The sequence below is a fragment of the Rheinheimera hassiensis genome, from assembly GCF_022436675.1.
GTDB lineage: Bacteria > Pseudomonadota > Gammaproteobacteria > Enterobacterales > Alteromonadaceae > Alishewanella > Alishewanella hassiensis.
Map to the genome: position 1 here is coordinate 361,416 of NZ_JAKUJZ010000005.1, position 17,307 is coordinate 378,722.

At 48.9% G+C, this 17,307-nt stretch carries 19 protein-coding genes; 6 read left to right on the forward strand and 13 right to left on the reverse strand.

The annotated features are described in order from the left end of the window. Positions 1-118: 118 nt before the first annotated feature. From MJX74_RS12870 to murJ, 8 genes are all read right to left on the reverse strand, one after another. The gene (locus MJX74_RS12870) at positions 119-823 is read right to left on the reverse strand and encodes a LytR/AlgR family response regulator transcription factor (RefSeq protein ID WP_240223234.1); all 705 of its coding nucleotides are present in this window, start codon (positions 821-823) and stop codon (positions 119-121) included. Next, positions 823-1,851 carry a sensor histidine kinase gene (locus tag MJX74_RS12875; RefSeq protein WP_240223235.1) on the reverse strand — a complete coding sequence of 343 codons (1,029 nt, stop codon included), beginning with the start codon at positions 1,849-1,851 and terminating at the stop codon, positions 823-825. The genes MJX74_RS12870 and MJX74_RS12875 overlap by 1 nt, the downstream gene beginning before the upstream one ends. A gap of 90 nt (positions 1,852-1,941) precedes the next feature. Beyond that, positions 1,942-2,871: a 4-hydroxy-3-methylbut-2-enyl diphosphate reductase gene (gene ispH, locus MJX74_RS12880; protein WP_240223236.1), complete on the reverse strand. Its 930-nt coding sequence runs from the start codon at positions 2,869-2,871 to the stop codon at positions 1,942-1,944. Positions 2,872-2,874: 3 nt separating this feature from the next. After that, positions 2,875-3,312 (reverse strand): FKBP-type peptidyl-prolyl cis-trans isomerase, encoded by a 438-nt coding sequence (gene fkpB, locus MJX74_RS12885; protein ID WP_068228648.1) that lies wholly within the window; start codon positions 3,310-3,312, stop codon positions 2,875-2,877. Further along, the gene (gene lspA, locus MJX74_RS12890; RefSeq protein WP_240223237.1) at positions 3,309-3,797 is read right to left on the reverse strand and encodes a signal peptidase II; all 489 of its coding nucleotides are present in this window, start codon (positions 3,795-3,797) and stop codon (positions 3,309-3,311) included. Before lspA ends, fkpB begins: the two co-directional genes overlap by 4 nt. Next, on the reverse strand, positions 3,797-6,625 hold the full coding sequence (ileS, locus tag MJX74_RS12895; RefSeq protein ID WP_240223238.1) for an isoleucine--tRNA ligase: 2,829 nt from the start codon (positions 6,623-6,625) through the stop codon (positions 3,797-3,799). Before ileS ends, lspA begins: the two co-directional genes overlap by 1 nt. Continuing rightward, positions 6,622-7,596 (reverse strand): bifunctional riboflavin kinase/FAD synthetase, encoded by a 975-nt coding sequence (gene ribF, locus MJX74_RS12900; RefSeq protein WP_240223239.1) that lies wholly within the window; start codon positions 7,594-7,596, stop codon positions 6,622-6,624. Before ribF ends, ileS begins: the two co-directional genes overlap by 4 nt. Positions 7,597-7,646: 50 nt before the next feature. Then, complete coding sequence (gene murJ / locus MJX74_RS12905; protein ID WP_240223240.1) at positions 7,647-9,221, reverse strand: murein biosynthesis integral membrane protein MurJ; 1,575 nt, start codon at positions 9,219-9,221, stop codon at positions 7,647-7,649. A 175-nt stretch (positions 9,222-9,396) separates the two neighbouring features. Between murJ and rpsT the strand changes: the two genes are divergently transcribed. Further along, positions 9,397-9,666, forward strand: coding sequence for a 30S ribosomal protein S20 (gene rpsT / locus MJX74_RS12910; RefSeq protein WP_040551604.1), 270 nt, complete (start codon positions 9,397-9,399; stop codon positions 9,664-9,666). 60 nt (positions 9,667-9,726) lie between these two features. Here rpsT and MJX74_RS12915 read toward each other — a convergent pair whose 3' ends face one another. Beyond that, complete coding sequence (locus MJX74_RS12915) at positions 9,727-10,020, reverse strand: ArsR/SmtB family transcription factor (RefSeq protein ID WP_068228627.1); 294 nt, start codon at positions 10,018-10,020, stop codon at positions 9,727-9,729. A gap of 221 nt (positions 10,021-10,241) precedes the next feature. Between MJX74_RS12915 and MJX74_RS12920 the strand changes: the two genes are divergently transcribed. Continuing rightward, on the forward strand, positions 10,242-11,573 hold the full coding sequence (locus tag MJX74_RS12920) for a M20/M25/M40 family metallo-hydrolase (protein ID WP_240223241.1): 1,332 nt from the start codon (positions 10,242-10,244) through the stop codon (positions 11,571-11,573). A gap of 1 nt (position 11,574) precedes the next feature. Here MJX74_RS12920 and MJX74_RS12925 read toward each other — a convergent pair whose 3' ends face one another. After that, positions 11,575-11,979, reverse strand: a complete 405-nt coding sequence (locus tag MJX74_RS12925; RefSeq protein ID WP_240223242.1) for a hypothetical protein — start codon at positions 11,977-11,979, stop codon at positions 11,575-11,577. A 185-nt stretch (positions 11,980-12,164) separates the two neighbouring features. Between MJX74_RS12925 and MJX74_RS12930 the strand changes: the two genes are divergently transcribed. Continuing rightward, the gene (locus MJX74_RS12930; protein WP_240223243.1) at positions 12,165-12,449 is read left to right on the forward strand and encodes a hypothetical protein; all 285 of its coding nucleotides are present in this window, start codon (positions 12,165-12,167) and stop codon (positions 12,447-12,449) included. A 69-nt stretch (positions 12,450-12,518) separates the two neighbouring features. Beyond that, on the forward strand, positions 12,519-13,109 hold the full coding sequence (gene smrA, locus MJX74_RS12935; protein WP_240223244.1) for a DNA endonuclease SmrA: 591 nt from the start codon (positions 12,519-12,521) through the stop codon (positions 13,107-13,109). Positions 13,110-13,399: 290 nt separating this feature from the next. Here the strand turns inward: smrA and MJX74_RS12940 are convergent, their stop codons facing one another. Continuing rightward, positions 13,400-13,981, reverse strand: coding sequence for a GNAT family N-acetyltransferase (locus MJX74_RS12940; protein WP_240223245.1), 582 nt, complete (start codon positions 13,979-13,981; stop codon positions 13,400-13,402). 1 nt (position 13,982) lies between these two features. Then, the gene (locus MJX74_RS12945; protein ID WP_240223246.1) at positions 13,983-14,903 is read right to left on the reverse strand and encodes a 2-hydroxyacid dehydrogenase; all 921 of its coding nucleotides are present in this window, start codon (positions 14,901-14,903) and stop codon (positions 13,983-13,985) included. Between the two features lie 377 nt (positions 14,904-15,280). On the opposite strand from MJX74_RS12945, the gene MJX74_RS12950 reads away from it, so the two are divergent. Together MJX74_RS12950 and MJX74_RS12955 are read left to right on the forward strand one after the other, a co-directional pair. Next, the gene (locus MJX74_RS12950; RefSeq protein WP_240223247.1) at positions 15,281-15,802 is read left to right on the forward strand and encodes a hypothetical protein; all 522 of its coding nucleotides are present in this window, start codon (positions 15,281-15,283) and stop codon (positions 15,800-15,802) included. 47 nt (positions 15,803-15,849) lie between these two features. Then, on the forward strand, positions 15,850-16,527 hold the full coding sequence (locus MJX74_RS12955; protein WP_240223248.1) for a 4'-phosphopantetheinyl transferase family protein: 678 nt from the start codon (positions 15,850-15,852) through the stop codon (positions 16,525-16,527). On the opposite strand, the gene MJX74_RS12960 is transcribed toward MJX74_RS12955, so the two are convergent. Further along, complete coding sequence (locus MJX74_RS12960; protein WP_240223249.1) at positions 16,499-17,284, reverse strand: thioesterase II family protein; 786 nt, start codon at positions 17,282-17,284, stop codon at positions 16,499-16,501. The genes MJX74_RS12955 and MJX74_RS12960 overlap by 29 nt on opposite strands. Between the last annotated feature and the right edge of the window lie 23 nt (positions 17,285-17,307).

The following is a 17,307-nucleotide window of genomic DNA, read 5'->3' on the forward strand; positions in this document are numbered from 1 at the left end:
TAAAGTCTCTGCAAATACCAGGCGCAATTTGATTTATCAACTTTACGCTAATGCTTAAACAACCGGCATGGTTTTCACGACAGGCGGTGTCATTGCCAGACCAACGGTAAACTGATAATTAAGACATATTGCTACGGATATTAGCTACTTCGCGCCGGCTTACTTCCAGCTTCTCGCTGCACCCTGCCAGTACCACCCAATGTTTACCATTGGCACTAATTAAGCGCTGAAAGTGGGCTTTATTGATCATGGTACTGCGATGAATTCGTAACAGCTTGTCCGGGTACAATTGCTGCAACTGCACCAGGCTCTGCTCAATTATTGCCTCGCCCTTGCCAAATACCATCCGCACATATTTATCTTCAGCACTGAAGTAAAGCACGTCTTTGAGGTCTATCTGACGTTTTATCCCTGCTTGTATGTAACTTAACTTTGGCTCAGCGGTTTTGCGCTCCAGATGAGCGCGGGTCTGAGTACCTAAGCGTTGCAGCGCCTGTGCCAGCCGCTCTGGCGATACCGGCTTTAGCATGTAGTCGGCCGGGCCAGCCTGATATGCGTCCAGCGCGTGTTGCGGATGGGCAGTCACAAAAATAACCGCAGGCGGTGTCGCCAGCGCCAGAATATCTGTTGCCAGAGAAATACCATCCGCCCCTGGCATGGCAATATCCAGTAATAGTAAGTCAGGCTGTAAGGCATAGATAAGTTGCATAGCCTGTGCGGCATTTACGGCTTCGCCGACACAATGATATCCGTTTTGTTGTGCCAGTAAACGCTTTAGTCTGGCACGGGCAAGAGGCTCATCGTCAACAATAAGTACTTTCATCAACTGCCCTCTTTGGGTAACACCAGCTTGATCCTGAACCGGCCTTCGCTGGTTGCACTGAGTAACTGTGCTCCGCTGCCATAATGTAATTGCAAGCGCTGGCGAATATTGTCCAGTGCAATGCCATTACCGGCCTTTTGGCTGCCCGGCTGCCCAAGCGGATTAGTAATGACAATACTGACAGATTGCCTGCTTTCTACCAGTGTAAGATGCAGCCTGGCTTGCTCAGCACAATTTTCCACTCCATGGCGCACAGCATTTTCCAGCAAAGGCTGAATAGTAAGCGCCGGCAGGCTAAGCTCAGGAATATGTTCGGGTAAATCCCACTGCACTGTCATACGCTGGCCTAAACGCCATTGTTCAAGCGACAAATATTGCTCAGACAACCTTAATTCATCGGCAAGAGATACTGTTTGGCCAGCATTTAGCGCGGCCCGGAACAAAGCTGATAAATTGAGCAGCGCCTGCTCTGCTGCATTGGGGTCAACCTGCGTAAGCTCTGCTACGGTGTTCAGGCTGTTAAATAAAAAATGTGGTTCTATGCGGGCTTGTAAGGCGTTTAATTCGGCCCGGCTTTGCGCCCGGATCTGCTGATTACGCTCTGTATGAATAATAAAAAACTGTATCGCTATAACTGCAATAATCAGGCTAATCATCATATTAGCCAATACAAATGCCGGTAAACTCTGTGACATATGTGGGCTTTGGCTGGCAAGCCAGGAATGGGCAATAACGCTGACGAGGATAGTGGCAACTTCAAACAGCGCAATGCAGCTAATCAGCATGGCTGCAGGCTGCAGGCGGTTAAGTTGCCGTCTTAGCTGGCAAAAACATACGGTGGTAAGTAAGGCCACCCAATGCACAAATACACTGATAAGCCCCAGCCTATGCCAGGGATCAGCAGCTATGCCAGGAGCAAATGCTAAAACCACCGACATAGCCTGCGCCATTACCAGCAACCGCAGCACAAAACGGCCATGGCACAGATAGGGAAATTCCAGCGCGGGTAAAGCCCGGTTTATTTGCATAAGCTTGCCTGACTGATTAACTGCCAAGCAGCATACTATAACAACACGGGCAAACAAATAAGGCTGAGCACGCTAAGTGTCAGCCTGGTATTAACGTAGTTCTGCCGGAATAGCAAACACCACGTTCTCTTCGCGGCCGGGGTTTTCGCTTACTGTTTTACCGCCCCACTGCTGCAGCTGTTTAACTACCTGCTGCACCAGCACTTCAGGTGCAGAGGCACCGGCCGTTACGCCTACCGATTTGATACCATCAAGCCAGGCTTGCTGTATGTCGTTGGCGGTATCGATTAAATAGGCAGTACAACCCATTTTGTCAGCAAGTTCGCGCAAACGGTTCGAGTTACTGCTGTTTTTCGCTCCAACTACCAGCAACAAATCAGCTTTAGCAGCTAAATCGCGTACCGCATCCTGCCGGTTTTGCGTAGCGTAGCAAATATCATCTTTACGCGGGCCTTCAATATCGGGAAAACGGCTGCGCAGCGCGTCAATCACATCAGCGGTGTCATCCACTGATAATGTCGTTTGGCTACTGAAACACAACTGGGCCGGATTTTTAACCTTAAGCGCCGCCACATCATCAACCGACTCAACCAGATAAATACCGCCTTCCGGATTATCATACTGCCCCATCGTGCCTTCTACTTCAGGGTGGCCAGCGTGACCAATCAGAATGCACTCAATACCTTTGCGGCTGGCCCGGGTGACTTCCATATGCACTTTAGTTACCAATGGGCAGGTAGCATCAAATACCTTTAAGCCACGCTGCTTGGCATTTTCGCGTACCGCCTGCGATACACCATGAGCACTGAAAATCACAATATTGCCATCCGGCACTTCGTTCAATTCATCAACAAACACTGCACCACGGCGGCGCAGGCCGTCTACCACAAACTTGTTGTGTACTACTTCATGGCGCACATAAATCGGTGGTTCGTACAGCTCCAGTGCGCGCTCAACAATGCTGATGGCGCGATCTACGCCGGCACAAAAACCGCGCGGATTGGCTAATAAAATATCCATAACTCAGCTTACCTGTACTATTTCAACGCTAAAGGTTAGCGTCTGCCCTGCCAGCGGGTGGTTAAAATCTATCGTCACCGACTCGCCAACCACTTCACGCACCAGGCCCGGCATTTCAGAGCCATCCGGCATGGTAAAACCGATAATCATGCCGGCTTTAGCCGGTGCATCTGCAGAGAACTTACTGCGGTCAACATAGTAGATATTATCCGGGTTTGGCATGCCGTAGGCATCTTCCGGTGCCAGCGTGAAAGTTTTTTTATCACCGGCTGTCAGGCCATTTAGCTGTGCTTCAAACGCCGGCGAAATACTGCCATCACCCATTTGCAGTTTGGCCGGTTTGTTATGCACCCGGGTGCTTTCTGCCGCGCTGCCATCTGATAGCTTAATATCAAAGTGAAAAATTACGCTGCTGTTGGCGCCTATTACTGCGTTTGTCACTTTTTCACCTCGTTATTGCTAAAACTGTCCCAAATTAATAAAGCTGCGCCAATACAGATAGCGGAATCAGCGATATTAAACGCCGGATAATGCCAGTTCTGGTAGTACAAGTGGAAGAAGTCTATTACGTAACCATAGATACTGCGATCAATCAGGTTACCAATAGCCCCCGCCAACACCAAGCCCAGCGCAAGGTTCAGCTTTAACTGCGTTTTACTGTTACGTGCCAGCCATACCGCCAGCACGCAGCTGATCGCTACAGCAATAAAGGTAAAAAACCAGCGCTGCCAGCCTCCGGCGTCACTTAAAAACGAGAAGGCCGCGCCATAATTACGCACATAGGTAAAGTTAAAAAACGGCAGCAGTTCAATAGAATCAAACAGCTGCATATTGGCAATTACCACCTGCTTACTGATCTGATCGGCTACCAGCACCAACAACATCAGCCACCACAGCCGCCAACCGGTATCTTTAAACAGCACCATTATGCAAACGCCCGCAATTCGCCTTCGCCTTCTACGTTGCTAACGCAGCGCAGGCACAACTCAGCATGTGCTGCATCAGCCCCGACATCATGGCGGTGATGCCAGCAACGGCCACACTTGGCTGCCGTTGAAGCCTCAACATGCACACTTAAGCCAGCTAATTCGGTTTGCACTGCATCGGCCGGCACAGCTTCGGTGCTGACCTGCGCCGTAGAGGTGATCAGTACAAAACGCAGTTCATCCCCCAACTTAGCTAAATCGGCGGCCAGTGCTTCTGAGGCATATAAAGTGACTTCGGCCTGCAGTGAAGCGCCGATTTTGTCTTCACGGCGCGCAGCTTCCAACACCTTGTTAACTTCATCACGCACCTGCAGTAATTGCTGCCAGAAAGCATCGTCAAACTTACCACCGGTTACACCGTTAAAGCCGGTATACCAAACATCAGTAAACACGAACTCCTGCTGTTGGCCCGGCAGTTCCTGCCATATTTCCTGGGCAGTAAAGCTCATTACCGGCGCCATCCAGCGCACCATTGCCTGCGCAATATGGTACAACGCGGTTTGGCACGAGCGTCGCGCCACGCCATCGCTGTGCGCGGTGTACTGGCGGTCTTTAATCACATCGAGATAAAAACTGCCCAACTCAACAGTACAGAAATTCATCAGCTTTTGGCTTACCTGATGGAACTGATAGTTATCGTAGGCATCGATAATTTCCTGCTGCAATTTAGCGGCGCGGTTTACTACCCACAGGTCCAGCTCAACCATCTTATCAAACGGCACTAAATCGGTTGCCGGATTAAAGCCGTTTAAGTTTGCCAGTAAAAAACGCGCGGTGTTGCGGATACGGCGGTACTTATCGGCTGCACGGTTTAATATTTCATCCGACACCGTCATCTCTGAAGTGTAATCGGTGGTGGCCACCCATAAGCGCAGAATATCGGCACCTAATTTATTCATCACGTCTTGTGGTGATACCACATTACCCAAAGATTTCGACATCTTGCGACCATCACCGTCTACGGTAAAACCGTGGGTCAGCACTTGCTTGTATGGCGCTTTATGTTTAATGCTAACGCCCGTCATCAAGGACGACATAAACCAGCCACGGTGCTGATCGGAGCCTTCCAGATATAAATCAGCCTGATCAGCGCCGCCAAACTCTGGCCGCTCTTCCACTACACAGGCATGGGTTACACCCGAGTCGAACCAAACATCCAGAGTGTCTGTTACCTTAACGTATTGCTTTGCATCATCGCCCAGCAGGGTTTCAGCGGTTAAATCAAACCAGGCCTGAATGCCGTCTTGCTCAACCAGCTTGGCTACCTGCTCCATTAATGCCTGGGTATCAGGGTGCAATGCGCCGGTGTCTTTATCAACAAACAGTGCCATTGGTACACCCCAGGTGCGCTGGCGTGAGATACACCAGTCTGGCCGCCCTTCTACCATTTTCTCAATCCGCTGCTGGCCCCAATCCGGGATCCAGCGGGTTTGCTCAATTTGCTCAAGCGATGTAGCACGCAGGCCCTGCTGTTCCATGCTGATAAACCACTGCGGCGTGGCGCGGAAAATAATTGGCGTTTTATGCCGCCAGCAGTGCGGGTAGCTGTGCTTATAAGCTTTATGCACCAACAGTGCACCGGCTTCCTTTAATGCTTCTACTACGCTGTCGTTGGCTTTAAATACATGCTGGCCGGCAAACAACGGCGTATCCGGCAGATAAACGCCGTTCGCGCCCACCGGGTTCGCTACTTCAAGGTTATATTGTTTACCGACAATAAAGTCTTCCTGACCATGGCCTGGCGCAGTGTGCACGCAACCGGTACCGGATTCAGTGGTAACATGCTCCCCCATAATCAGCGGTACGGTAAAGTCATACAACGGGTGCTGTAATTGCACTAACTCCAGTGCAGCCCCCTTGGCAAAGCCCAGTGCGTGGTAATGCTCAATGCCGGCACGCGCCATCACGTCTTTTACCAAATCGGTAGCAATAATTAAGCGCTCAGCGCCCAACGGGCCCTGCTCTACCTGCACCAGGCTGTAATCGAGCTTAGCGTTTAATGCCACCGCACGGTTAGCCGGAATAGTCCAGGGCGTGGTGGTCCAGATCACGACCGATACTTTGCCACTACCCCGTTTACCTTCAGGATGGTCAAAGCGGTCTACGGCTGCCTCATCTACCACAGTAAAACGTACATCAATGGCCGGTGATATTTTATCCTGATATTCCACTTCCGCTTCAGCCAGCGCTGAGCCACAGTCGGTACACCAGTGCACCGGCTTAAAGCCCTGCTGTAAATGGCCATTAGCAATAATTCTGCCCAGTGAGCGGATTATATTGGCTTCAAAGCCATAATCCATGGTGCGGTACGGGTTTTGCCAATCGCCCAGCACACCTAAACGGATAAAGTCGGTGCGCTGTGCATCAATTTGCGTGGCGGCATATTCGCGGCACTTTTGCCTGAATTCTGCCGGTGTCAGCTTAGTACCCGGCTTGCCGTATTTTTTCTCCACTACCAGCTCAATCGGTAGGCCGTGACAGTCCCAACCCGGTACATAGGGCGCGTCAAAATCGTCCAGCGTTTTCGCTTTAACAATAATGTCTTTCAGAATTTTGTTAACCGCATGCCCGATATGAATATTGCCGTTAGCGTAGGGTGGGCCGTCGTGCAGAATAAAGGTCTTTTTACCTTTTTTCGCTGCACGGATTTTGCCGTACAAATCGGCTTCGGTCCATTTTGCCAGCATTTGCGGCTCACGCTGCGCCAGATTGGCGCGCATCGCAAAAGCCGTTTCCGGCAAATTCAGGGTATGCTTGTAGTCGCTCATCCGTTGGGTTCCGTCTTATCAGTAGTGGCATGCGCTGGTGTTAAAGCGTCATGCTGAAAAAATGCTTTTGCTGCTATCACATCAGCAGCAATTTGTTGTTGTAACGCGGCCAGACCGTCGAAGCGTTGTTCATTACGCAACTTATGCTGCAATAACACTTCTATTTGGCTGCCGTATAAATCGCCTTTAAAATCGAACAAATGTGCTTCAAGCTGCTGCCTCTGGCCCTGTACAGTCGGCCGGTTGCCAATATTAGCTACACCATAATAGGTGCCAAATACCGTGTTAGCCGTAATAGCATACACACCGGCTACCGGTAGCTTACGCCGGTATAAAAACACATTAGCGGTCGGAAACCCCAGGTCGCGGCCTAATTTGCGACCATGCCGCACACGGCCGGTTAAAGCAAAAGGCCGGCCCAGCATCTCTGCCGCCAGCGTTAAATTGTCATCTGCCAGTGCCTGACGGATCAAAGTACTGCTGATACGCTGCTGGCCTAACACTAAACTGGAGGTGCTGCACAAACTGAACTGGTATTGCTCAGACGCTGATGCCAATAACTCGAAATTACCGCTGCGGTTACTGCCAAAGCGAAAATCATCACCGACAATTAAATGCTCTACGCCTAGCTGCTTTAACAACAACTGCTGAACAAACTGCTCTGGCGCCTGGGCGGCAAAAGCGGGTGTAAAATTAACACATAGCAAACGGTCTATACCCAACTGCGCCAGCGCAGCGTATTTTTCCCGAAACCGCGTTAAGCGCGCAGGTGCTGCGGTACCGGCAAACAATTCCAGCGGTTGTGGCTCAAACAGCATAACGCAGGAAGGCAGCTGCATTTGTTTGGCAATAGCCACTACTTTATGCAACACAGCCTGATGGCCCAAATGCACGCCATCAAAATTGCCGATGGTAAGCACACAACCGCGATGCCGGGGCTGAATATTGTGTAAGCCGCGAATTAACTCCATGCCTGCCGTTTCTGAGTACTGATTATAAACCGCGCATTATAGCCACTTAATCATTTGCTTTCAGCAACAGAATTGGCTTTAAAATGCCGCAAACGCACACCAAGCAACCATAACAACAGAAAATATCCTGCAATTGCCAACCCACACAAGGTAATTAAACGCCACAATTGCACGGTAAAACTAAGTTGCACCCACTGCGCCAGTGTTGGTGTTTGCCAATAGAGCAACGCCGCCATCAGGCTACTGGCAATAACCAGTTTCAGCAAAAATATGATGCTGGTTTTACTTAATTGGTATACCCCGGCCAGTTTTAAACCGCGATACAGTAAAAACGCGTTTAAACTGGCCGACATCGCCGTCGCCAGAGCCAGGCCGACATAGCTTAAAAAGGGCGCCAGCATCAGGTTAAACACCATATTGGCCACCATGGCAATAATACCAATGCGTACCGGCGTTTTAATGTCCTGCCTCGCATAAAAACCGGGCGCCAGCACTTTTATTAACATATAGCTAAGCAAACCGGTACTGTAGGCAATTAAACTGTACGACACCATCAACACATCGTTCTGGCTAAACTCACCGCGCATAAACAGTAAGGCGATAATAGGTTGTGACAACACCATTAAGCCTGCCATGGCGGGTATACCAAACAAGGCGACAAAACGCAGTGACCAGTCCAGCGTCTGGCTAAAACGTTCTGTATTGGCGCTGGCATGATGGCGGGATAAATTCGGCAAAATTACCGTTGCGATGGCAATACCAAATAAACCCAGCGGGAATTCAATTAAGCGGTCAGAATAATACAGCCAGCTTACAGCGCCGGTAAGTAAAAACGAGGCGATAACGGTATCGAGCAGTAAATTTATCTGGCTTACCGACACGCCAAATAAAGCCGGTAGCATAAGTTTGCGGATTTTTACTACGTTTTCATCGCGCCAGCCCCACCTGGGCCGCACCAGCAAACCGGCTTTGGCTAAAAACGGCAACTGAAATAATAACTGCACAATACCACCAATAAATACGCCCCACGCCAGCGCCATTGCCGGCTCATCCAGTGTTGGCGCCATGTACACCGCACAAGCAATAATAGCGATATTTAAAAATACCGGTGTAAAAGCTGCAACGGCAAAGCGATTATAGGTATTAAGCACAGCACCGGACAGCGCAACCAGGCTGATGAACCATAAATACGGAAAGGTAATTTTCAGCATCGTGCTGGCCAGTTCAAACTTATGCGCGTCCGGGCCATCGTTCAGCCACTCCACAAACCAACCCATGCCAAACAGCATGGCAACCAGCGGCGAAGCAATAACCCCCAGCAGCGTAACAATAGTTACAACCATACCCAGGCTGCCGGTTACCCGTGCCAGCAATAACCGCACGGCATCATCACCATGTTTGGCTTTTACCTCAGCTAATACCGGCACAAATGCCTGCGAAAAAGCGCCTTCCGCAAACAAGCGGCGCAAAAAATTAGGAATTCGGTTGGCAAAAAAGAATACGTCGGCAGCAGCACCGGCACCGATAAAGTTGGCCACCACTACATCGCGAACCAGCCCTAACACGCGAGAAATTAACGTCATAAAACTAACGATGAGGCCTGATTTTAATAACTTTGCAGACACGTAAACTTCCTTCTTCTGGCAGGCTGCTATTTTGCCCCTTTATTAACACAGATTACCAGTAGGCCGCCGGATTAAAATCTGTGTCTTTACCGTTAAAGCATTTGACAACGGGCCATTAAATAGGCATATTATGCGGCCTTTGATGGGTCCGGTTTAGTTTTTTAGGAGTGTTACCTTGGCTAACATTAAGTCTGCTAAGAAGCGCGCAATTCAATCAGAAAAACGTCGTCAGCAAAATGCTTCGCAACGTTCTATGATGCGTACTTTCATAAAGAAAACCTACGCGGCGGTATTAACTGCTGACGTAACTGCTTCAACTGAAGCATTCAAGAAAATGGTGCCTGTTCTGGATCGTATGGCTGCTAAAGGCCTGATTCACAAGAACAAAGCAGCACGTCATAAAGCTCGTTTAAATGCACATGTTAAAGCATTAAGCGCTGCTTAAGACACAGTTCCAACAAAAAAGCCGGCTGATGCCGGCTTTTTTGTTTTTGCTGTCAGGCTATTAAGAGCAATATAGCTTGTGCAGCAAGGCAATCAGCGCTTCAGCTTCTTTGCTGTTGAGGCTATAAAATACTGTTTGTGCTTCTTTACGGGTTTTAACCAGCTTATGCCGGCGTAATAACGCCAGATGCTGCGACAAAGCTGACTGACTCAGCTCCAGCTTTTGATTCATCTCTCCGACTGACAACTCCCCTTCCAGCAAATGGCAGAGGATCAATAAACGCCGCTCATTGGATACTGCTTTTAACAGCTTTACTGCTTTAGCAGAATTTTTCAGCATATCCTGTAAATTCATTTCGTGTACCTGTATGTCTGGACGGCCCGATATTACCGCCTTCCTTATAAAGCGACAATATAATCATTCTTATTTAACAAAGAATAACACTTTCTGCTTTACCTCAGCGGCGAACGCCCCTGTTAGTCTGACAAACGCCAGCGTTTAGCGTGCATCACTTCGGCAGCGAAAAAAAAGGTGCTACAGTCTGCGCACTACAATAACAAAAGGAACAAGCAACGATGAAATTATGGTTAACCACGCTGGCGGCTGCATTGAGTTTGCAACTCTCAGCTCAGGAACTCACACTGGATAATACCCTGGCTTACCAGTTGACAGAATCGATCACGGTAGAAGTTGGCCAGCGCCTGGCCGGCAGCGAAGCCGATGCCCGGGCAGTAGCCTGGGCCGAGCAGAAATTTAAGCAACTGGGCTATGACAAAGTCTGGACCGAGCCATTTACCATGCAATACTGGGAGCGTGGCAATGCAAGCCTGCGTGTTAGCGCGCCTTTTCATCAAAATCTGGTGGTTACCGCTTTGGGTGGTTCTGTCGCCACTCCGTTTGACGGCATTAATGCCCAGGTAGTGATGTTTGACAGCCTGGAGCAGCTAAAACAAGCCCATACCACGCTGGTAAAAGATAAAATTGTGTTCATTAATAAAAGTATGGGTAAAGACAAACTGGGTACCTTTTATGGCTCAGTGGTTGGCGCGCGCGCTCAGGGTGCGGTAGAAGCAGCAAAATTGGGCGCCAAAGCTATTATTATCCGCTCGGTAGGCACCAGTATTAACCGTTTTGCCCATACAGGTATTATGCGTTACAACGATGAAGTAGCACGGATCCCGGCAGCAGCTGTCTCGGTACCCGACGCCATGCAGCTGGCTAAAATGCTCAGCCGCCAGCCTGAGCTGACACTGCACTTACAAATGCAAAACAAATTACCCGGCGAAGTGGTAAGCCATAACGTTATTGCCGAGATCACCGGCAGTAAATACCCGGATGAAATTGTATTGATAAGCGCCCACATTGATTCGTGGGATGAAGGTACAGGCGCACTGGACGACGGTGCAGGTGTAGGCATTGTTATGGCCACCGGCGCTTTGCTAAAACAACAAGGCCGGCCAGAACGCACGGTACGGGTAGTGTTATTTGGCAATGAAGAAGGTGGCTTATTCGGTGCGCGTGCTTATGCTGCCAAACACGCAGCAAACCTTAACAAGCACGTATTTGCTTCAGAGTCTGACTTCGGTGCTGGACGGATCTGGCGGCTGGATACCGGCTTTGGTGAAAAAGCACTGGCCTTTGGTAAAACACTGCAGCAAAAACTGGCGCCGCTTGGCATAGAAATGGGTGATAATACTGCCTCTGGTGGCCCGGATGTGTCTGTTTTAAAAGCGCAAGGTGTACCGGTTGCCAGTTTACAGCAAGACGGTACAGATTATTTTGACTACCACCATACCCCTAACGATACACTGGATAAAATTGATCCGGCCGCGATGCAGCAAAACCTGGAAGCCTGGTTAATTACCACTAAAACTATCGCAAACAGCCGTATTGATTTAAGGCAGTAAGCTAACCGCGTAAACGCAGCGGTCTGGCTTTAACCGGCACAGGCCGCTGGTGTTTACGATAACTACTGCGCAATAGCCATAACTGTATACCCACTACCAGCATGATCATCGCTGAAGGATAAAAGTATACATTGTCACTGCCGGTAAACAGCAATAATGCCACCATGCTGTAGTTAAAAGGCAGCATCTCGTAAAACCAGAACGGTAGTGCCCCGCCGTACTTATTTCTGGCATCTTTAATGTCTGTGCGACGGTTATCTGAGCGCAATACCCAGATAACTGCACCGGCAAACACGATAAGTAAGCCGGAAACAACGGCCAGCCACGAGTTTATTCCCAGTAAAATTGCACTTCCGATAGCAATATAAGAATAAGGTATCGTTTCATATAATTTTGCAGGCAACATCAGTGAACCCCCTCCTTGTTCAGCTGGAATTAAGTGTAGAACAAGTTTTGACTTATGTATGACATCGCCATTACAGCCATTAATTAAACTAATCTGAAAACAGCAAAATTCCTCAGTTGAGTAACACTACACTGCACAGCATAATGCGCACAAATTATAGTCAGCCAGATACGCAGGAAAACGTTATGGAAAACATTATGTTCGATATCATCAGCTGGGTTGGCTTAACAATCTGTATTGGCGCGTTTTTTATTAAAGATGTGTTCTGGTTACGTTTAGCAACACTAATTGGTTGCAGCCTGTTGTTTGTCTACTACAGCCATATTGCCATTCCACAGGGTGTTATCTCTAATTTATTAGTATTATTAATTAATGCTTACTACCTGTTGCGCTTTGCCAAAGCCCGTAAAGCCGAGAAAGCCGTCCAGCAAAATCCGGCTGCTGCGCCACTTGCAGCTCAGGCCGAATAACAACACACTACTTTTGTCTGGCGGCAGTGCGGGCTATAATTGCCGACCGGTCAGACAGGAGTACCCGCTATGCAAAACGATGAATCAGACTTGTTTCTGCAGGAGATGTCTGGTGTAACGCCATTATCTCAGGACGCCGTATTGCTTGAGAACGGCGAGTTCAGCCCTACGTTGGCACAACAAGCAAGGCGTAAAGCGGCTGAACAGGAAATGGAGTACGATGCTAACTATCTCAGCATGGAATATGTTGATCTGGTAAAGCCGGACGAGCCTTTCACTTACAAAAAAGATGGCGTTCAGGATGGCGTATACCGCAATTTGCGCTTAGGCAAATATCAGCTGGACGCCACATTAAACCTGCTGGGCAAAAGCCTGAGTGATGCCCGCCGCGAGCTGTTTTTCTTTCTTGAAGATTGCCATAAGCGTGGCATACGCACTTTGCTTATTCAACACGGCATGGGCCGCAATAGTAAACCGCACCCGGCAATATTGCGTAGCTACGTGTTTAAATGGTTACCGCAAATAGCAACAGTGCTGGCCTGTAATACCGCACAAAAGCAACACGGTGGTTATTCAGCAACTTATGTTTTACTGCAAAAGAATGCTGAACAAAAGCGTGAAAACAGAGAGTTACATAGCAAACGCGGTGCACAGAAATAACTAACCCCCGGCAAGCCGGGGGTTGATTTAGTCAATCCTTATGACTGTATTCGATTCCTGCTATCCGCCACACAACAGACAGACAGCTTCGGCTTTGGTCAAAAATGCCGATAACGCCATTAAACACACCACAATGGCGATTGCGGTAAAGCCAAAACCCCGACTGGACGCTTTACTCATAACTAACCTCGGTAACGCATTTTATTATTTTAATTAGTAACTTGGCCTAAGTTTCCTTAAACCGTCACTGAGTGTAGTTAAGTTGTAACAAAGTTACAATAACTGTGTATTTAACCAGCCTTTTCAACGTGATGCGCTAACGCTGAATAGACAAAATCTGCCGCCAGCAAACGGCTGTCATTCAGCTGTGGTAAAGCTTCTGTACTGTGTTCAATATGGGTAATAACAAAACCGGCTTGCTGATAATTTTTCAGCGCTGACGGGTGATCAGCACTGCAGGTATGCAGCCATATTTTACTGGCCTGCCACTGTGCCGCCTGCACTATAGCGGCTTGTGCCAGCTTTAGCCCCAGGCCCTGGCCAATAAACTGCGGTAACAAACCAAAAAACTTAATTTCCACACTGTGATCTGCGTGCTTTAGTAGCTCAATATAGCCTGCCGGGGTGCCTTTCACCCACAGCAGCCAGGTACGTACCTGCTGTTGTGTCAGATAATCCAGCCACTGCTGATAATTCCAGCTTAAGCGGCTAAACCAGCGCCAGGGCCCACCCACTGTTCTGAACATAAACTGGCTTAGCTCGGGGCTGGTAACCTCAGCCTCGGCCAACTGTACGCCATCCGGCCATTTTGGTGGCTGTGGTGCTGGCGCATCAAATTGCAAAAACCAGGTGGTAATGTCTGTGGTGTGCATTTTAATATCCCCTGCCAATATCTACCGGATTTAGCAAAGCCTCACCGCGCTGGCTACGCCGGTAATTCTCAGCAATTTGTTCAACCACAGTACTAACATCTGTTACCGCTGAAACATGCGGTGTAATAAGCACAGCCGGATGGCTCCACAATGGATGTTCTGCCGGTAACGGCTCCTGGCAAAATACATCCAGGCAGGCAGCCTGCAACCTGCCGTTGTCCAGCGCGGCCAATAATGCGGTTTCATCAACAATGTCGCCGCGCGCCACATTAATAAAAATGGCACCAGGCTTTAAACTGCTGAAGAAATCCTCTGAGAGCATCTGCTGCGTTGCCGGCGTTAGCGGCAGTAAGCAAATCACAATATCAGCATCAGCTACAGCCATAGTAAGACCTTCTGCAGCATAAAAGCAGCTGATATGCTCAAGCTGCTTCGGCGTTCTGGCCCAGCCATTCACGCTATAACCCTGGCGGGCAAAATGCGTGGCGGCAGCAGCTCCCAGCTCACCCAGCCCAAGCACAGCAATATGCGCAATGCGTCTTGGGCTTTTCGGCTTCCACTGTTTTTGTTGCTGCTGCGCGCTGAACACATCTAAGCGCAAGCGGTAGTAACTGACCACACCATCAAGATAGCGCACCATGGTATCTGTTAGCGTAGGGTCAACAATACGGGCTATAGGTAAGGCGGGCAAAGTGGGGTCAGCCAGTATGGCATCAACCCCGGCGCCAAAACACTGCACAGCTTGTAAAGCAGGCAGGCTGGCCAGGCTGCCATGCGGTTGTTTCCATACCACAGCAAATTCAACAGCTGCCGGGTTACGGATCTGCGGCCAGATTTCAATATCAGTATCAGGCAAAGCCTGTGCTAAGCGTTGTTGCAAATCGTCAAGTTTACGATCGGGAATAATCAGGGCTAGGGTCATAATTTACCTTAGGTTTTAATTACTGCTTTATGCTTGTGGCTAACACGCAATGAAGTTAACATTTGCATCACCTTATAAAAACATCGTTATCTAAAATGCCAAAAAATATCTTTTTGCCTGTACTGTGGCTAACCATGCTGCTTTACGTTATCAGCGCCGCAGGCATGTCAAATGCGGCTGTGCCTGCTACACCACAGCAAACTGCTAAGGCATTATCGCAGGAGACACCTGATAGTATGTCAGCCCATTTTAATTTGCTCTTTATGGGCAATAGTCACACTTCGAGTCACAACCTGCCGCAGTTAGTAGCTCAACTGCTTCAGTCCGGCATACCAGGTGCAAAAGTCGAAACCCGGCTAGCATCTGGTTACCATTTTTTGGATGAACGCCTGCAGCATCAAGCCAGTACTACACTACTAAGTGACGGCAACTGGAGCCATGTGATCCTGCAGGCACAAAAATACAGCACAACAGGACGCTATTTCTACCCCACTGATGCCGCAGAAGAGTGGATAAGACGTATTAATGCCAAAAATGCCCGCGCTATAATGTTTCCGGAGTGGCCCAGACGAGGTAACAAAGAAGAGGGCCAACGCATACATCAGTTGCATCAAAATATTGCCAAAGCTGAGCCTGCCTGTGTTGCTCCTATCGGCTTAGCATGGGAACAAGCCCTACAACATAACCCCAGGTTAAAACTCCATTCCAGTGATGGTAATCATGCCGCTTTTGAAGGTGCATTTTTGACGGCTCTGGTGTTGTATGGAACTATTAGTACACAAGATCCCGCTGAATTAGACGAAATCAGAGGTATTAAGCTCAACCGGGATACCCAGGCTGAACTCAGACAGGCGGCTTCAGCCACATTACGCCAGCACGCGCCATGCGTTAACAAATGATATCCGCGCAACAAATTGCTGGCGATGTTTTCGGACCTGTGACGCCTGTGAGATTTAAACTGCAACAGGAATCGCTGATTGTCCACTGTCAGTTCGATGTCAGCCACTATGATGATGCGCTATTTGGTCACTATGGTATTAGTATGCCAAGTCAGCTGTGGCAGGCGGTGCCTAAACGCCGCTGCGAGTATCTGGCCGGCAGAGTGCTGTTTCTGCAATTATTACATCACTACCAGTTGCCTTCTTGCCAACTACTCAATACCTTATCCGGCGCACCAAGCTGGCCTGCGGGTTATATTGGTTCAATCAGTCATGCTGATGGCAACGCTATTTGCTGCATGATGCCGGATAAAATATACCAGGCGATAGGAATAGACATTGAAACGATACTTGGCGCCAACAGCGGCACTGAGCTTGCATCGCACATTGTTCAACCAAAAGAGCAACACTTATTACTCGGGACCGCTGCTGTTACTTATGCTGAAGCGTTAACCATTGCTTTTTCTGCCAAAGAGAGTCTGTATAAGGCGCTATACCCTAAGGTACAACGTTTCTTTGGTTTTGAAGACGCTGAATTAATTAAGATACTGACAGACAAACAACAATTTACCCTACGATTAACCACTGACCTAACCCCGCAGCTCACGATGGGCATGTTATTTCATGGACATTACTGTTTTGTTGAACAGCAAGTAATCAGCCTGATAGCACTGCCTTCGTGTTAGCTATTGTGGCTTTCGCCTGTTGACAGTGCGGCAACAGCGCAAGCTCAATAACATGTGCCATTTTAGTTAAGTGTGTATTTATAAAGAAATGATCGCCATCAATGATATGGTGCTGGCAACTACCTGTAAACAGCTGCTGCCATGCCAGCACATTTTCTGCTGGTACATCTTTGTCAAAACGCCCTGCCATACTGGTCAGATCTATTGCGGGGGGATTAACTGGCGGACATTGATAGTCGTAGCCCAGTTTAAAATCAGCCCGTAATGTGGGTAACATCAGTTCCATCAATTCATCATAAGCCAGCAGCTCCTGTGGTGTACCACCAAGCAAAGCCAACTCTTGCCGGAATTGCTGATCAGCCAGTAAATGTATAGGCTCACGTTGTATACCCAGCTGCGGCGCAGAACGTGCAGCCATAAACACATGCCGTACATCTGCCTGCTGCAGGCGATGAGCAACCTCATATGCTTGCAGGCAACCATTACTGTAGCCGAGCAGGGCAAAAGGTTTATCAGCGCAGGCCTGGATCTGCGGCGCCACCGCCTTGGCAATATCTTGCGCCGAGGTCAGTGCAGGCTCAAACATTCGGTTACCCCTGCCGGGTAACTGCACCGCTACCAGCTCAATTTGCTCTGACAGCAATCTGGCTAACGGAAAATAAATCGCGGCCTGGCCGCCGGCATACGGAAAACAGAACAACCTTAATTTTGCTGCTGGTTTAGCTTTCGGCACTATAAACCATTCATTTTTATACATATTGCACTCCATCTGCACAGCGG

Excerpts from the sequence above, each read along its gene's own strand:
- MJX74_RS12870 (WP_240223234.1), bottom strand. The coding sequence starts at position 823 with ATGAAAGTACTTATTGTTGACGATGAGCCTCTTGCCCGTGCCAGACTA.
- MJX74_RS12875 (WP_240223235.1), bottom strand. The coding sequence starts at position 1,851 with ATGCAAATAAACCGGGCTTTACCCGCGCTGGAATTTCCCTATCTGTGC.
- ispH (WP_240223236.1), bottom strand. The coding sequence starts at position 2,871 with ATGGATATTTTATTAGCCAATCCGCGCGGTTTTTGTGCCGGCGTAGAT.
- lspA (WP_240223237.1), bottom strand. The coding sequence starts at position 3,797 with ATGGTGCTGTTTAAAGATACCGGTTGGCGGCTGTGGTGGCTGATGTTG.
- ileS (WP_240223238.1), bottom strand. The coding sequence starts at position 6,625 with ATGAGCGACTACAAGCATACCCTGAATTTGCCGGAAACGGCTTTTGCG.
- ribF (WP_240223239.1), bottom strand. The coding sequence starts at position 7,596 with ATGGAGTTAATTCGCGGCTTACACAATATTCAGCCCCGGCATCGCGGT.
- MJX74_RS12915 (WP_068228627.1), bottom strand. The coding sequence starts at position 10,020 with ATGAATTTACAGGATATGCTGAAAAATTCTGCTAAAGCAGTAAAGCTG.
- MJX74_RS12920 (WP_240223241.1), top strand. The coding sequence starts at position 10,242 with ATGAAATTATGGTTAACCACGCTGGCGGCTGCATTGAGTTTGCAACTC.
- MJX74_RS12925 (WP_240223242.1), bottom strand. The coding sequence starts at position 11,979 with ATGTTGCCTGCAAAATTATATGAAACGATACCTTATTCTTATATTGCT.
- MJX74_RS12930 (WP_240223243.1), top strand. The coding sequence starts at position 12,165 with ATGGAAAACATTATGTTCGATATCATCAGCTGGGTTGGCTTAACAATC.
- smrA (WP_240223244.1), top strand. The coding sequence starts at position 12,519 with ATGCAAAACGATGAATCAGACTTGTTTCTGCAGGAGATGTCTGGTGTA.
- MJX74_RS12940 (WP_240223245.1), bottom strand. The coding sequence starts at position 13,981 with ATGCACACCACAGACATTACCACCTGGTTTTTGCAATTTGATGCGCCA.
- MJX74_RS12945 (WP_240223246.1), bottom strand. The coding sequence starts at position 14,903 with ATGACCCTAGCCCTGATTATTCCCGATCGTAAACTTGACGATTTGCAA.
- MJX74_RS12960 (WP_240223249.1), bottom strand. The coding sequence starts at position 17,284 with ATGTATAAAAATGAATGGTTTATAGTGCCGAAAGCTAAACCAGCAGCA.